Source organism: Collinsella aerofaciens, assembly GCF_039752955.1.
Lineage (GTDB): Bacteria > Actinomycetota > Coriobacteriia > Coriobacteriales > Coriobacteriaceae > Collinsella > Collinsella aerofaciens_BI.
The window spans coordinates 21,022-36,533 of record NZ_JBDMHB010000006.1; the positions used below are offsets into that span (position 1 = coordinate 21,022).

A 15,512-nucleotide genomic window follows, 5' to 3' on the forward strand; every position below is an offset into this window, starting at 1 on the left:
GTGGCCGGAATTGGTTTTGAGCTCAAGCGCCTGTTTAGGCGCAAGGGCCTGTTTGCCACGATGCGCGCTTACGGCTACGCCGGCATTGTGTGCACGGGTCCCATGCTGTTGGGCGTGCTGCTCCAGGTGGGTGTCTTGATGCTGTGCGGTCTGTGGGGTGTGGGCCGTGCCAACCAGGATCTGCTGGTGTGCATGGTGACCTACACACTGCTGGCCTCACTTTTGCTCACGAGCTTTTTCTCCATGCCGGTCACGCGCTTTTTGGCTGATATGTTGTTTGCCGAGCGCGAGGATGAGATACTGCCTTCGTTTTGGGGCTCCAACGCCATCATGCTCGTTGCGGGCACGGTGCTCTACGGCGTCTTTTTGCTGTTCTCGGGCGCCACGCTGCTGCAGGGGCTGCTGTGCCTGTGGCTGTTCAACATTATGATCGTCAACTGGAACGGCATGAGCTACCTCACGGCCATCAAGGATTACCGCGGCATCCTGTGCAGCTTTGCGGCTGCCATTGGCGTGGCGTGCCTGTGCGCCCTGGCCGCGCTGGCGCTGGGACTGCCGCCGGTCGAGGGCTTGTTGGCGTCAATTGCTCTGGGCTACGGCGTCATGCTCGCCTGGGACGTGGTACTGCTGTACCGGTATTTTCCTCAGAGCGACCGCAGCCCCTGGCCCTTTTTGCAGTGGCTCGATCAGTTTATGCCGCTGGCGCTCACGGGCCTGTTAACCAATCTGGGACTCTTTGCACACCTGGTGATTATTTGGGCCGGTCCTATTGGCGTGCAGGTCAAGGGCTTGTTTTATGGTGCGCCCTACTACGATGTGCCGGCGCTCATTGCGTTTTTGACGATCCTGGTCACGACCGTTAACTTTGTGGTCTCGGTCGAGGTCAACTTCTATCCGCGCTACCGCGACTACTACAGCCTGTTCAATGACGGCGGCGTAGTTGGCGACATTGTGGTGGCCGAGGAGGAGATGCTCTCCACGCTTAACAGCGAACTGCGCTTTTGTGCGCTCAAGCAGCTGTTTGTGACCGCGGCGGTCATTTCGCTCGAGACCACGGTGCTCTCGGCTCTGCCGCTGGGCTTTAACAACCTGATGCACGGGTATTTTCGCACGCTGTGCGTGGGCTATGGCCTGTATGCCGTGGGTAATACGGTGATGCTTATCTTGCTGTACTTTACCGACTACAAGGGAGCCGTGCTGGCCTCGGGCCTGTTTGCCGGTGTGGCCGGGCTGGCGACTGCCGTGTCGTTGCTTTTGCCGCAGCAATTTTACGGCTTTGGCTTTTTGTTGGGCGCGGCGGTGTTTTTTATCGTGGCGCTGCTGCGGCTCGATACCTATACCGCCAACTTGCCGTATCGTATCCTGAGCCAGCAGCCCATTGTGGCGACCGACAAAACGGGCTGGTTTACCGAACTTGGCCGGGTGCTCGACCGTGCCGAACAGCGCTATGAGGAACGTCGCCATAAGGGCGTGCCGCACGGCGCGTTTGAGCGCGCAGTAGTTCGCGTGTATCGCAACCATTGGGGAGGTTCTGATGATCGATAAGTTGATGTCTCGCCGCTGCCTGATCGAGGCGGCTGCCGGCGCGCTGTTGCTTTCGGGCTGCTCGTCTCAGGACGAATCCTCGACTAAAAAGGTCAAAAAGCAGGACAAGATTAAAAAGGCCGAGGCCTCCGACCAGTCCAAGCACCTTCGCGATAAGGACGAGCTGTACGAGGTCTACGACGACTCGGGTATTGTGACCATGTACCTGACGGTCTCGCGCGGTAACAGCTCCGAGAACACCGACCACAGCTGGGCCGAGATCAATACGTACTCGGTGTATGACTATGCCGACATGGCCGTGACGCGCTATCAGGTTATGGGCCTGCTGCAGCCGGGCGACGAAGACGGCCCGGTGGCCGGCGAGGTTGGCTATGGCGATGAAGCGCCCAATGCCACTGTGCAGGTGCGCGGTCAGACTTCGAGCATGAACTCGCAAAAGAATTACAAGGTGGAGCTCAAAAAAGGAAAAGGTACCTGGCGCCAGCAGCGTGCGATTGCGCTCAACAAGCACATGGGCGAGGGTATGCGTTTTCGCAACAAGATGGCCTATGACCTTATCCGCGGGATTCCCCAGATGATGGGCCTGCGCACGCAGTTTGTGCATCTGTGGGTGTGCGACCAGACCGAAAAGTCCAACGATACCTTTGAGGACTACGGCCTGTTTACGCAGGTGGAGCAGCTCAACAAGACGGCGCTTAAGGCACATGGCCTGGATAAGAGCGGGCACCTGTACAAGGTGAACAGCTTTGATTTCCATCGCTACGAGGACACCATTAAGCTTGCCGATGATCCCGACTACAACCAGGCAAGCTTTGAAGGCATGCTTGAGATTAAGGGCGATACGGACCACACCAAGCTCATCGAGATGCTCGATGCGCTCAACGACGAATCGCAAAAGATCGATGACGTGCTCGACACCTACTTTGATATCGAGAACCTGGTCTATTGGTTGGCGTTTCAGATCCTGACGGGCAACTGCGATACGCAGAACCGTAACTGCTATCTGTACAGCCCGCTCAACTCAAATACCTGGTACTTTTTAGATTGGGATAACGACGGCATGCTGCGTAAGCTGGAGCTTTCTCTTACCGGGTTTTCGGACTACGCGAGCTGGGAGCGCGGCGCAAGCAACTACTGGGGCAACGTACTGTTCAATCGTGCGCTGCGCAGCAAATCGTTCCGCAGCGAGCTCGACCGCGCCGTCAAGGACCTGCGTTCGTATATGACCGAGGCACGCCTGAGCAAGATGATCAAGCACTACCGCGAGGTTACTGAATCGCTGGTCTTTGCTTCGCCCGATATCGACCATCTGCCTGTCACCAAGGACCAATACGAGCAGATCGCCGCGGCGATTCCCTCCGAGATCGAGGAGAACTACAAGAGCTTTCGCGAGAGTTTTAATAAGCCCATGCCGTTCTACATCGGCGTGCCGCAGATCGATAACGGTAAGCTGCGTATTAACTGGGATGCGTCCTACGACTTTGAGGCGCGCGACATTCGCTACACCGTGGAGCTTGCGCGTGACTATGCCATAAGCGACGTGGTCTTTAAGGCCGAGGACGTGCTGCTTCCCGAGGTGACCTGTGATGCGCCCGATACCGGCCAGTATTTTGTGCGCGTGCGTGCCACCAACTCCGACGGCTATACGCAAGATGCGTTTGACTACTATGTGACCGACGACGGCAAGCACTACGGCATGAAGTGTTTTTACGTGCAAGACGGCGGTAAGGTCGTGGAGGACACGTATGAGGAGGGCTAGCGCGCTGCTTGAGCGCTTGGCGGCCCCGCCTGTGCGTGCCACGCAGGAGCGTTACCGCCACGAGCTCAAATATCTCATTAACGAGGGCGAGCACGCTGCGCTTGCCTGTCGCATGGCGCCGGTTTTTAAGCTGGACAAGCATGCGCGGGCAGGCGGTTACACCATTCGCAGCCTGTACTTTGACGACTACTGCAACTCGGCCTACGAGGAAAAAGACGCCGGCATTCTCATGCGCAAAAAGTATCGCGTGCGCATCTATAACGGCAGCGACAAGGTGATTAAGCTCGAGCGCAAAAAGAAGTACGGCAGCTGGATTTACAAGGAGGACGCGCCGCTCACGCGTGGCGAGTTTGAGCAGATTCTGGCTGGCGACTACGACTTTTTGCTGAGGAGTCCTTATCCGCTCTGTCGCGAGTTCTACATCGAGTGCATCTGCAATATGATGCGCCCGCGGACCATCGTGGACTACGAGCGCGAGCCGTGGGTGATGGATGAGGGCACCGTGCGCATCACGTTTGACATGAACGTGCGTGCCGCGGTGGGAAGCTTCGATATCTTTGACGCGACGCTGCCCGCGCTGCCGGTCCTGGAGCCCGGCAAGCAGGTGATGGAGGTCAAGTTTACGGAGTTTTGCCCGCAGCTGGTGCGCGATATGGTGCCGCCGGGAGCGGCCGAGCTTACGGCGGTCTCCAAGTACTGCCTGTGTTACGAAAAGACCGCCTACCTTCGCGGATTTAATTACTGGGAATCGGATTTTGAGAACCGAGGGGATATTTAGACCATGAGCGCCAGGGACTTTTTTAAGAACTCCGTCTTGGAGGCGTTTGGCCAGGTCGACCCCGCCAAGATTGGCCTTTCGCTGCTCGTGGCGCTCGCCATGGGCATCCTGATCTACTACGTGTACAAGCGCTTTTTTACCGGCGTGGTGTATTCGCGCAGCTTTGCCGTGACGCTCGTGGGCATGTGTGTGCTCACCTGCATGGTCACGCTCGCGATCTCGACGAACGTGGTCATCTCGCTCGGTATGGTCGGTGCTCTGTCCATCGTCCGCTATCGTACAGCGGTCAAGGACCCTCTCGACTTGCTGTACCTGTTTTGGGCCATTACCACGGGCATTACGGCGGGTGCCGGCATGTATGCGCTCGTGGGGCTCACGGCAGTGGTGATCGTGGCCATGATCGCCGGCTTTGCGAGCCACCAGGACAAGGCGCGCGTGTACATGATGGTCATCCACTACACGGGTCAGACCACCGGCGACGATATCGTGCGTGCATTTGGGCGCACCAAGTTTACGGTGAAGTCCAAGACCATGCGTGGTGACAAGGTCGAGATGGCCGTGGAGGTGTTCTCGGACGGCGTTGACATGCCCTATGCGGACGCCATTCGCGCGCTCGATGGCGTGGAGGACCTGACGCTCATCCAGTACAACGGCGAGTACCACGGCTAACTATGTTCCGGCGTTCTAACGAACGCCGGACCGGTCGACGCTGCGCGGGCATCTGCCGGGCGATCTGCCGCTCAAACCGTCGCTCGCGTACATATAGTACGCTTCGCTCCTCTTTCGCGGCACCTCGCCACGACAGCTGCCCGCTCGCTGACGCTTGCTCGACCTGGGCGGTTGAAATGATCCGCTGAGACCTTTTCAGTCGAATATTTTTCGGGCGAGGGTTGGGTATCATGGTGAAAGCGATTTCAACGACAGGGGTGCTCGTGGTAAAGATGAAAGATGTGGCCGAGCTGGCGGGCGTTTCGAGCGCCGCCGTCTCGCGCTACCTCAACGGTGGATATATCTCGGCGGACAAGGCCGAGCGCATTAAGCAGGCGATTGAGCTGACCGGATACGTGCGATCCAGCCAGGCTCGCGCGCTGCGCACCGGCTCCACCAAGCTCATCGGCGTTATCGTGCCTAAGATCAACTCGGAATCTGTGAGCCGCATTACCGCCGGTATTGGCCAGGTGCTCGGTCGTCGTGGCTACCAGATGCTGCTTGCCAATACCGATAACGCGGCCGATCGCGAGCTCGAATACCTTGATTTATTCCAAAATCACCCGGTCGATGGCATTGTGCTGGTGGCAACCATGATCACCGACGAGCACCGTCGCGCGATTGAGTCGTGCCGCGTGCCCATTGTGTTGATCGGCCAACATGTCGAGGGCGCGGCATGTGTCTATCACGACGATTACGAGGCTGCCTTTGAGCTCGGCCGTGCGCTTGCGGGTCGGGTGGATGGCAAGATCGCCTACATCGGAGTTACCGAAGAGGACCGCGCGGCTGGTTTCGACCGTCGTCGCGGCTTTGAGGCGGGGCTTCTTGCTGCGGGCGTGGTGCTTGATTCGAGCCTGATTCGCCAGGGATCCTTTACGCTTGACTCGGGCTATCGCGCTGCGCGCGAGCTGCTTGCCGATGCCCCCGATGTTTCGTTTATTGCGTGCGCGACCGACACTATGGCGGCCGGCGCCCTGCGCGCTCTTGACGAGGTGCGCGGCATGGGCGAGGGCGTGCGTCGCGTGAGCGGTTTTGGCGACAACGCATTTTTGCGCGCGCTGACGGGCGGTATTCCCACCGTGCATTATGGCTACCTGACCAGTGGCGTCGAGGCGACCAATATGTTGCTCAACACGCTCGATGGCGTGGAGGGGGAGAGCGGTCTAAAGACGCTCAAACTCGGCCATCAGCTTATGAATGTCTAGATTTTGGGCACGTCTGCCTGCCTCTGAGCCCTTATGTTTGTCTCAAAACTACCATTCGCCGGCTATTTCCTACCGTTCACCCTACTATGAAAACGATTACAGACATATGAAACTGAAATCGATTACAGTGTAAGTGTCAAAGACGGCCGGGTGCACGTGCGCCCGTTTGAGGAAAGGGAAGTCATGGACTACCGCAAATCAGCCCAAGAGGTGCTCGACAACATCGGTGGCGCCGGCAACGTTGTTTCGGCCGCACACTGCGCCACGCGTCTGCGCCTGGTGATTGCCGATAACGCCAAGGTCGACAAGGATGCCCTCGAGAATATCGACGGCGCCAAGGGCGTCTTTGAGGCCCAGGGCCAGCTCCAGATTATTTTTGGCACCGGCACCGTCAACAAGGTCTACGAAGAGTTCATCGCGCTCAGCGGCGTCGAGGCTGCCACCAAGGCCGAGGTCAAGGAGGCCGCGGCACAGCAGCAGAACATCTTTATGCGTGCCATTAAGGTGCTCGGCGACGTCTTTGTTCCCATCATCCCCGCCATCGTGGCTTCGGGTCTGCTGCTGGGCATTATGAGCGCCCTCAACTTTATGGCCTCCAACGGCTTTGTCGCGCTCGACACCAATAACTTTATTTACAAGATTGCCGACCTGGTCTCGGGCACGTCCTTTGGCATTCTGCAGATTCTGATCGGCTACTCCGCGGCTAAGGCCTTTGGCGCCAACCCGTATCTGGGCGCTGTCGTCGGCGGTGCGTTCATCAACTCCTCGCTGCAGAGCGCCTACACGGTTGCCTCCGAGGGCGTGCAGACTATGGTCACCGTCATTCCCGGCGTGTACAGCTTTGAGTGGGTCGGCTATCAGGGCCACGTGATCCCCATCGTTATCGCCTGCGCCATTCTGGCCTTCCTCGAGAAGCGCCTGCACAAGATCGTTCCCGAGATGTTCGACCTCTTTGTGACCCCGCTCGTCTCGGTGTTCGTGACCGTGCTCGTGACGCTCGTTGCCGTCGGCCCCATCTTTGTCTGGGCCGAGAACGCCGTCCTCGGTCTGATCCAGGCCCTGCTCACCCTGCCCTTCGGCATCGGTTCCTTTATCGTCGGCCTGTTCTATGCGCCTACGGTCGTCACCGGTATCCATCAGATGTACACCGCCATCGACCTGGGCCAGCTCGCCCAGTACGGCGTGACCTATTGGCTGCCCATCGCCAGTGCCGCCAACATCGCCCAGGGTGGTGCCGCACTCGCCGTTGCCTTTAAGACCCGCGATGCCAAGATCAAGGGCCTGGCGCTTCCTTCGGCTCTGTCCGCCTTCATGGGCATTACCGAGCCTGCCATCTTTGGTGTGAACCTGCGCTTCTTTAAGCCCTTCATCGCCGGTTGCATCGGCGGTGGCTGCGGCGCCCTGGTCTGCGCGCTCACTTCGCTGGCTGCCTCCGGCACGGGCGTTACGGGTATCTTCGGTATCCTGCTGTGCCTGGCCCAGCCCGTGCAGTACGCGATCATGTTTGCGGTCGCCGCGCTGGTTTCCTTTGCCGTCTCGTTTGTCCTGTACAAGGACGAGTCCATGACTTCCGAGCAGGCCTAAGAGCTTTTGATTGAGGGGATGCCCGCGGGTCGTATGCTCGCGGGCGTTTTCCGTATCTGGTGCCGATCTCTGGTGTCTTGTTACTTTCGATCCGTTAGGACTTTGATATGTCTAATGCACTTGGTCGCGACCTTGCAAAGCTGGTCGCCGCTGTTGACGCCGCCGCCTCTGAGTGCGGTCATGGCGCGTATGGCCAGCGCTTCCATATTATGCCGCCGGCGGGCTGGCTCAACGACCCCAACGGTCTTTGCCAAGCGGGCGGCGTGTTTCACGCGTACTTCCAGTATGCCCCGTTTGATGTGAACGGCGGCGTAAAGATGTGGGGCCATGCCACAAGCCGCGACCTTATGAACTGGGAATATGTTGGCGCCCCGCTGCTGCCCGACGAGCCGTTCGATTGCCATGGCGTGTATTCAGGCTCCGCGCTTGCCGAGGACGGCCGCATTCGCGTGCTCTATACGGGCAACGTTAAGCTTTCCGATGCGGACGGCACGTACGACTACGTCAATACCGGCCGTCGCGCCGATACTGTTTATGTCGAGAGCGTTGATGGCCTTGCCGGTCGGGAGTTCAGCCAAAAGCGCGTGGTGCTGGCGTCCGATGATTATCCCGACGATCTGACCTGCCACGTGCGTGATCCCAAGGTGTGGCGCGATGATGATGGGCGTTACCACATGGTGCTGGGCGCGCGTCGTCGCGTGGACGGGCCGCATGTCGAAAGCCGTTTTTGTGCGATGCACGGCGAAGGTGCCGGGCGCGATGTGGGCGAGATCTTGGTGTATGGCTCGGCCGATATGCTGAGCTGGGAGCTCGAAAGCCGCGTTTCCACGCCCGAGCGCTTTGGCTTTATGTGGGAGTGCCCGGGATACTTTGAGCTTGAGTCGGATGGCGGTGTACCGGCGAAGTGGCTGTCCTTCTCGCCCCAGGGTCTTGAGGGCGGTCGTTGGGACCGCGGCAATGTGTATGCCGCTGGCTACATGCCTGTATCGGGCGACATCACTGGTGGCAAGGACGCTTATGAGCTGGGCGAGTTCCGCCTGTGGGATGCCGGTTTTGACTTCTATGCGCCGCAGGAGTTTACGTCCGAGGATGGTCGCCACATTCTGATCGGCTGGATGGGCATGCCCGATGAGCCGACCTATGGCAACGCGCCCACCGTGGCGTGTGGCTGGCAGCACTGCATGACGGTGCCGCGTGAGCTTACAGCCGGCGCCGGCGGCGTGGTGCTGCAGCAGCCGGCTCGCGAGATCGAGCGCCATTATGCCTCGGTGCGTGTGGGGCAGGGCTCGTTGGAGGTTGCCGACGATACCTGCTTTGACGTTGTTGTTGACGGTGTCGATGGCGCGTTTACCGCGACCGTTGATGACGAGCTGAAGCTGGAGTTTGTGCCCGCCGAGGGCGAACTGCCCTCGCGCTTTGAGATGCGATTTACCGATGAGGGTCGCGCTTCTGCCGGCTGCGGTCGTACCGTGCGTTGGGAGCCCGTCGACGAGGTTCGTAACGTGCGCATTGTTGGCGATGTCTCGTCGGTCGAGGTGTTCGTGAATGATGGCGCGCTCGTGTTTTCGACGCGCATCTATCCCGAGGCCTATGGCGTGACCGTTGACGCTCCGGGCACGAGCGTGAACTATCACACGCTCAACATCTAAGCGATTCGTCGCATATCGGCGCTATACTGCAGCCGTTGCCCACGATGCGGGGAACACCCGCATCGTGGGTTTTTGTTTTGAAGGGACGGTGCCGTATGGGCGTACAGCAGCTAGAAGAGGCCTGGGCTTTGAGGGCCGGCGCGCGTGAGGCGCGGTTGCTTGCGGCCCCGCATGTGCCGGCAGCGCTGTCGCAGCTGGGGATTGTGCGTCCCGGTGACCGCCTAGTGGCCTTTGCGGATGACTTTGCCGATGCGTTTGCGCGCGGCTTTGATGGCTGCGACGTGGCTATGGTGGAGGAGTCGTCGGTTGCGGCGTTTGCTGCTGCGTCCGATGGCTTTGATGCTTCGTTTGATGCCGAGGGGCCGCACCTGTGGTGGTTCGTCAACTCCATTGGCGGGTTTGGACTGCGCGTGCCCGATCTTCGTGCGCTGGGTCGGGCGGCGCGTGAGGCCCATGCGCTGCTGGTTGTGGACAACACCGTGGCGTCAGCTTTTGGCTGCAATTCGCTGCGGCTGGGTTCTGCGCTGTCGCTCGAGGCGCTCGATCGCGTATGCGCCGGTGATGCTCCGCGCAAGTTGGTTGCCGTATCGGTCGCGCGCTCGCAGCTCAAGCGCCATCGTGTGGATGCCGCGGCCGAGTGCGCGCATACCCTGCTTGAGGGCTGTGGCTTGGCCAAGTTTGAATTGACTGCTGACGAGGCCGGTGTGCTGGAGCGGGGACTGGACTCGCTCGACGTCCGTATGCAGGCGCATTTCGACCGCGCCCGTGCGCTGGCCGAGTATCTGGCCGCCAACGAGATGGTGTGCAACGTGCGCTATCCCGGACTGAGCTCGCATCCCGACCATGCGGTTGCGACAGGAATCCTCGAGCACGGCTTTGGCCCGGCAGTTGAGTTTGACCTTATCGAGCGCAGTGCGGGTGATTTCTTCGATGCTTTGCCGGGGGAGTTTCGTACATCGCCCGCCGGCGGCGCAACGACGCGCCTCTCGGCCACGCGCGGCAAGCAGGGGAGCACCATCCGCCTCTTCGCCGGCACCGACAACCCCCTGGTCGTAGCGTCCGCCCTAGATAACGCCCTCCGCAACTAGCTAAATCATCCTCGACTCCATAAGTTGCGGTGAAATATGGATTGATTTACGGCTTTATCGGCATAAACAGTCCCTATTTCACCGCAACTTAGAGAGGGGGTTGCGTAGCTAAAAAGCCCCGTCCCAAATTGGCTATTCTTTGATGCTGGCGATGAGGGCGTCGGCTTTGGTGGCAATGACCTTGTTTATGTCGGCCTGCAGCTTCTCGTAGACCGCTATGGCGCGCTCTCCGGCGGGGGTGAGGGTGGATCCGCGGGCGCCGTCGCGCTCTATGAGCTTGCAGCCCAGCTGGCCTTCGGCTTCGTTCACAATGCGCCACGCTTTGGAATACGCCATGCCCATGCTCTTGGCGGCGCGGTTCAGCGAGTGCTCGCGGGCAATACCCTGCAGCAGCAAGACGCAGCCGTGACCAAACACGCCCGGCAGATCCTTGTCGCACGCTTGAATGACCAGCTTTGCCGTCGTCTTGTACTTCATACGCTCCACGTCTCCCCGCTAAAGTGTTTGCTGGGCAAACGCAAAGCCTGCGTCAAGCCCTCGTGTGCTCTTCTTAAATCATGCATTGTAGCAGTCAAAGTGCGTTAAGATACTTCCCCAGTATTGGGCGCCCAAGGTTGGGCTGGGTCCTACGAGGCCTGCAGCCGACCGGTCGCATGGAAAAAGGAGAAACATGGCTACGTTCTTTCCCGGTGAGTCCCACACGTTTTCGGAGTATCTGCTGGTTCCTGGTTACTCGTCCTCGCAGTGCATCCCCAACAACGTCTCTCTCAAGACGCCGCTAACCCGCTTCAAGCGCGGTGAGAAGCCGGCAATCACCCTGAACATCCCCATGGTTTCCGCCATCATGCAGTCCGTCTCGGGCGTCGACATGGGTGTCGCGCTCGCTACCGAGGGCGGCCTGTCCTTCATCTACGGTTCCCAGAGCGCCGAGTCCGAGGCCGCCATGGTCAAGGCCGTCAAGGATCACAAGGCCGGCTTCGTTCAGTCCGATTCCACGCTGACCCCCGACATGACTATGGAGCAGGTCATCGCCCTCAAGGAGAAGACCGGTCACTCCACCATGCCGGTCACCGACGACGGCACTCCCAAGGGTAAGCTCCTGGGCATCGTCACCAGCCGTGACTATCGCCCCAGTCGCGATGACCACCAGACGAAGGTCTCTGAGTTCATGACCCCGCGTGAGCAGCTCATCGTGGGCGACAAGAACATCAGCCTCAAGGTTGCCAACGACGTCATCTGGGACAACAAGCTCAACGCCCTGCCCATCGTCGACGATAACGATCACCTGATGGGCATCGTTTTCCGTAAGGACTACGACAGCCACAAGACCAACCCCAACGAGCTGCTCGACGGCGACAAGCGCTACATGGTCGGCGCCGGTATCAACACCCGCGACTATGCCGAGCGCGTGCCGTTGCTTATCGAGGCCGGTGCCGACGTCCTGTGCATCGACTCTTCCGAGGGCTTCAGCGAGTGGCAGAAGCGCACCATCGAGTGGATCCGCGCCAACTACGGCGAGGACGTCAAGGTCGGTGCCGGTAACGTCGTCGACGCCGAGGGCTTCCGCTTCCTGGCCGACTGCGGTGCCGACTTCATCAAGGTCGGTATCGGCGGCGGCTCCATCTGCATCACCCGTGAGACCAAGGGCATCGGCCGTGGCCAGGCTACCGCGCTGATCGACGTCTGCCGCGCTCGCGACGAGTACTACGAGGAGACCGGTGTCTACGTGCCCGTGTGCTCCGACGGCGGTATCGTCTACGACTACCACATGACGCTCGCCCTGGCCATGGGTGCCGACTTTATGATGCTGGGCCGCTACTTCGCTCGCTTTGACGAGAGCCCGACCGAGCGCGTCAACGTCAACGGCCAGTACATGAAGGAGTACTGGGGCGAGGGTTCCGCGCGTGCCCGCAACTGGCAGCGCTACGACCTGGGCGGCGCTGCGAAGCTCAGCTTCGTCGAGGGCGTCGACTCCTACGTTCCCTACGCCGGTTCCCTCAAGGACGGCGTGGGCGGCACGCTCTACAAGGTCAAGTCAACGATGTGCAACTGCGGCGCCCTCTCGATCCCCGAGCTCCAGGAAAAGGCACGCCTAACGCTGGTCAGCTCGACCTCGATCGTCGAAGGTGGCGCCCACGACGTAGTCGTCAAGGATTCCCAGCAGAGCGTTTCCTATCGATAAGCGGCTTTCCCAAGCACCGCACCTTGCCGTTCAAACCGTCGCTCGCGTACCAAAGTACGCGTCGCTCCTCTTTCACGGCAATCTGCGGCACCTGGAAAACCCGTTCGTGCTAGAACGAGTTTCAGACAAAGGTTGATTCACAACCACGTTATTTAGATAAAGCGAGATGCCTGTAAGTTGCAGGCATCTCGCTTGTCGTATTTGCTATCATCAGTCAAGTTAACCTTAGGGTCGGTCGGCTTAGCTTTGTTCGCTACAAGTTCCGCACGCAAAGAAGAGCACTTAATGTGCTCTTCGTCTTGCGCAGGACTGTCCGCAGTAGCGAACAAAGCTAAGCCGACCGACCCCAGCTAAGATTAAAGGAGCTGATATGTGCGATTGCACAGATCATAAGGATGAGATCCCTGCCTACGACGCGCAGGCCATTGAGTCCAAGTGGATGAAGGCCTGGGAGGACTCCAACCTCTTTGCCGTCGACACCGACGACAGCAAGCCCAAGAAGTACGTGCTCGAGATGTTCCCGTATCCGTCGGGCGACCTGCATATGGGCCACGCACGCAACTATACCATCGGCGATGCCATGGCCCGTCAGGCCCGCATGCGCGGCTACGACGTGCTGCACCCCATCGGCTTTGACGCCTTTGGCCTGCCTGCCGAGAACGCCGCCATCAAGCACAACACGCAGGCTGCCGCCTGGACGTATAAGAACATGGACCAGGCGCTCGCCACGATGAAGCGCATGGGCTTCTCCTACGATCTGGATCGCATGGTCAAGACCTGCAGCCCCGACTACTACCGCTGGGGTCAGTGGATCTTTGAGAAGCTGTGGGAAAAGGGCCTGGTCTATCGCAAGAAGAACCCGGTCAACTGGTGCCCCACCTGCAAGACCGTTCTGGCCAACGAGCAGGTCACCGAGGGCAAGTGCTGGCGCTGCGGCACCGAGCCCGAGAAGCGCGACCTTGAGCAGTGGTACTACAAGATTACCGAGTACTCTCAGGAGCTGCTCGACGACTTGGAGAAGCTCCCCGGCTGGCCTGAGCGCGTCAAGCAGATGCAGGCCAACTGGATCGGTCGCTCCGAGGGCGCCGAGGTCGACTTTACCCTGTGCGACAAGGACGGCGAGCCTATCGAGGGCGACGAGGGCAAGATCACCGTCTTTACCACGCGTGCCGATACCCTTTTTGGCGTTTCCTTCTTTGTCCTGGCTCCCGAGTACGCCGGCCTGCACGAGCTCGTCGAGGGCACGGAGTACGAGGAGGCCGTCACCAAGATCGTCGAGGACTCCAAGCACATCTCTGCCGTCGAGCGTGCCCAGGGCACCCTCGAGAAGCACGGTGCCTTCACGGGCCGCTATGTGGTAAACCCCGTCAACGGCGAGAAGGTCCCCGTGTGGGTTGCCGATTATGTCGTTGCCGACTACGGCACCGGCGCCGTTATGGCCGTTCCCTGTGGCGACCAGCGCGACTTTGAGTTTGCCCGTAAGTACGACCTGCCGATCGTGCCGATCATCCTGGACGATGACGATCGCGCTGCCGTCGAGGCCAGCGGCGAGACCATCGATACCTTCCATGCCGAGACTGTCGACTGGGATTGCGCCCACGCTGCCGAGGGCACGCTCGTCCAGTCCGGCAAGTACACCGGTATGCGCGGCGGCAAGCACTCCGAGGGCGAGGCTGCCATCGTGGCCGACCTCGAGGCCATGGGCTGCGGTCGTCGTAAGGTCGAGTTCCGCCTGCGCGACTGGCTCATCAGCCGCCAGCGCTATTGGGGCAACCCCATCCCGGCCATCCACTGCGAGCATTGCGGCATTGTGCCCGTGCCTGAGGATCAGCTGCCGGTGACGCTGCCCGAGAACCTGGACCTGGGCGCTGGCGAGACCCTTGCCGAGTGCAAGGAGTTCTACGAGACCACCTGCCCGGTCTGCGGCCGCCCGGCCAAGCGCGAGACCGATACCATGGACACCTTTACCTGCTCCAGCTGGTATTACCTGCGCTATACCGATCCGCACAACACCGAGCTGCCCTTCTCCCGCGAGGCCGCCGACCGTTGGATGCCCGTCGATAACTACATCGGCGGCATCGAGCACGCCATTCTGCACCTGCTCTACAGCCGCTTCTTTACCAAGGCACTGCGCGACCTGGGCCTGCTGAGTGTGGACGAGCCCTTCACCAACCTGCTGTGCCAGGGCATGGTCAAGGACGAGAACGGTGACACCATGTCCAAGTCCAAGGGCAATGTCGTGCCCCCGAGCTCGGTCATCGAGCCCTACGGCGCCGACACCATGCGTTTGGCGATCCTGTTTATCGCTCCGCCCGAGAAGGACTTCGACTGGGATCCCAAGGCCGTTGAGGGCGCCAATCGCTTCATCAAGCGCGCCTGGCGTATCGTTTGGCAGCTCGTCCAGTCCGGCGACGCCAACGTGGCCTTCGACAAGTCCGCGCTCGATGAGGTTGCTATGAAGCTCTATCGCGAGCGTCACCGCACCATCGCCAAGTGCACCGAGGACTTCGACCGCGGCCAGTTCAACACCGCGATCTCGGCCGTCATGGAGCTCGTCAACGCGGCGAGCGCCTACCTCAATGCCACTGAGGGTGCCGCCCGCGACAAGGCGCTGTGCTACGGCGTGGCCAAGGATATCGTGAGCGTGCTGGCCCCCATCTGCCCGTTCTGGGCCGACGAGCTGTGGCACGAGGCCCTCGGCTGCGAGGGCAACGCCTACACCGCCGCCTGGCCCGAGTTCGACCTGGCCGAGTCCGTTGAGGACACGGTGCAGATCGTGGTCCAGGTGCTCGGTAAGGTCCGCGGCCGCGTCGACGTTGCCCGCGATGCCTCCAATGAGGATATGCAGGCTGCCGCCGAGGCCGCCGTCGCCAAGTGGCTCGAGGGCAAGACGGTCGTCAAGGCCATCTGCGTTCCCGGCAAGCTGGTCAACCTGGTGGTCAAGTAAGCACTGCGCGCAAAGCTGACATGCAATAAACGAGGGACGGCCCGGTTGGGTCGTCCCTCGTTTTGTG

11 protein-coding genes are annotated in these 15,512 nt (G+C 60.3%); 10 read left to right on the plus strand and 1 reads right to left on the minus strand.

The features are described 5' to 3' along the window. From pelG to ABHR75_RS02755, 8 genes are all read left to right on the plus strand, one after another. Positions 1 to 1,545, plus strand: coding sequence for an exopolysaccharide Pel transporter PelG (pelG, locus tag ABHR75_RS02720; RefSeq protein ID WP_346963550.1), 1,545 nt, complete (start codon positions 1 to 3; stop codon positions 1,543 to 1,545). Further along, positions 1,535 to 3,304, plus strand: a complete 1,770-nt coding sequence (locus ABHR75_RS02725; protein WP_346963551.1) for a CotH kinase family protein — start codon at positions 1,535 to 1,537, stop codon at positions 3,302 to 3,304. Before pelG ends, ABHR75_RS02725 begins: the two co-directional genes overlap by 11 nt. Beyond that, a complete protein-coding gene (locus tag ABHR75_RS02730; RefSeq protein WP_195568031.1) occupies positions 3,291 to 4,082 on the plus strand; it encodes a polyphosphate polymerase domain-containing protein in 792 nt (263 codons plus the stop codon). Before ABHR75_RS02725 ends, ABHR75_RS02730 begins: the two co-directional genes overlap by 14 nt. 3 nt (positions 4,083 to 4,085) lie before the next feature. Further along, positions 4,086 to 4,751 (plus strand): DUF4956 domain-containing protein, encoded by a 666-nt coding sequence (locus ABHR75_RS02735; protein WP_346963552.1) that lies wholly within the window; start codon positions 4,086 to 4,088, stop codon positions 4,749 to 4,751. Between the two features lie 272 nt (positions 4,752 to 5,023). Beyond that, entirely contained in the window at positions 5,024 to 5,995 is a 972-nt protein-coding gene (locus tag ABHR75_RS02740; RefSeq protein WP_229066751.1) for a LacI family DNA-binding transcriptional regulator, read from the plus strand. Positions 5,996 to 6,178: 183 nt separating this feature from the next. Beyond that, entirely contained in the window at positions 6,179 to 7,579 is a 1,401-nt protein-coding gene (locus ABHR75_RS02745; protein WP_195568037.1) for a PTS transporter subunit EIIC, read from the plus strand. A 107-nt stretch (positions 7,580 to 7,686) separates the two neighbouring features. Then, positions 7,687 to 9,228, plus strand: a complete 1,542-nt coding sequence (locus tag ABHR75_RS02750) for a glycoside hydrolase family 32 protein (RefSeq protein ID WP_346963553.1) — start codon at positions 7,687 to 7,689, stop codon at positions 9,226 to 9,228. A gap of 95 nt (positions 9,229 to 9,323) precedes the next feature. Further along, positions 9,324 to 10,316: a PLP-dependent transferase gene (locus ABHR75_RS02755; protein WP_346963554.1), complete on the plus strand. Its 993-nt coding sequence runs from the start codon at positions 9,324 to 9,326 to the stop codon at positions 10,314 to 10,316. Positions 10,317 to 10,448: 132 nt separating this feature from the next. On the opposite strand, the gene ABHR75_RS02760 is transcribed toward ABHR75_RS02755, so the two are convergent. Further along, positions 10,449 to 10,793: a winged helix-turn-helix domain-containing protein gene (locus tag ABHR75_RS02760; protein ID WP_195568043.1), complete on the minus strand. Its 345-nt coding sequence runs from the start codon at positions 10,791 to 10,793 to the stop codon at positions 10,449 to 10,451. A gap of 193 nt (positions 10,794 to 10,986) precedes the next feature. Here ABHR75_RS02760 and ABHR75_RS02765 point away from each other — a divergent pair, with 193 nt between their 5' ends. Further along, complete coding sequence (locus ABHR75_RS02765) at positions 10,987 to 12,498, plus strand: IMP dehydrogenase (RefSeq protein WP_195568045.1); 1,512 nt, start codon at positions 10,987 to 10,989, stop codon at positions 12,496 to 12,498. A gap of 370 nt (positions 12,499 to 12,868) precedes the next feature. After that, positions 12,869 to 15,445, plus strand: a complete 2,577-nt coding sequence (gene leuS / locus ABHR75_RS02770) for a leucine--tRNA ligase (protein ID WP_195568047.1) — start codon at positions 12,869 to 12,871, stop codon at positions 15,443 to 15,445. Positions 15,446 to 15,512: the final 67 nt, after the last annotated feature.

Excerpts from the sequence above, each read along its gene's own strand:
- ABHR75_RS02725 (WP_346963551.1), top strand. The coding sequence starts at position 1,535 with ATGATCGATAAGTTGATGTCTCGCCGCTGCCTGATCGAGGCGGCTGCC.
- ABHR75_RS02730 (WP_195568031.1), top strand. The coding sequence starts at position 3,291 with ATGAGGAGGGCTAGCGCGCTGCTTGAGCGCTTGGCGGCCCCGCCTGTG.
- ABHR75_RS02735 (WP_346963552.1), top strand. The coding sequence starts at position 4,086 with ATGAGCGCCAGGGACTTTTTTAAGAACTCCGTCTTGGAGGCGTTTGGC.
- ABHR75_RS02740 (WP_229066751.1), top strand. The coding sequence starts at position 5,024 with ATGAAAGATGTGGCCGAGCTGGCGGGCGTTTCGAGCGCCGCCGTCTCG.
- ABHR75_RS02745 (WP_195568037.1), top strand. The coding sequence starts at position 6,179 with ATGGACTACCGCAAATCAGCCCAAGAGGTGCTCGACAACATCGGTGGC.
- ABHR75_RS02750 (WP_346963553.1), top strand. The coding sequence starts at position 7,687 with ATGTCTAATGCACTTGGTCGCGACCTTGCAAAGCTGGTCGCCGCTGTT.
- ABHR75_RS02755 (WP_346963554.1), top strand. The coding sequence starts at position 9,324 with ATGGGCGTACAGCAGCTAGAAGAGGCCTGGGCTTTGAGGGCCGGCGCG.
- ABHR75_RS02760 (WP_195568043.1), bottom strand. The coding sequence starts at position 10,793 with ATGAAGTACAAGACGACGGCAAAGCTGGTCATTCAAGCGTGCGACAAG.
- ABHR75_RS02765 (WP_195568045.1), top strand. The coding sequence starts at position 10,987 with ATGGCTACGTTCTTTCCCGGTGAGTCCCACACGTTTTCGGAGTATCTG.
- leuS (WP_195568047.1), top strand. The coding sequence starts at position 12,869 with ATGTGCGATTGCACAGATCATAAGGATGAGATCCCTGCCTACGACGCG.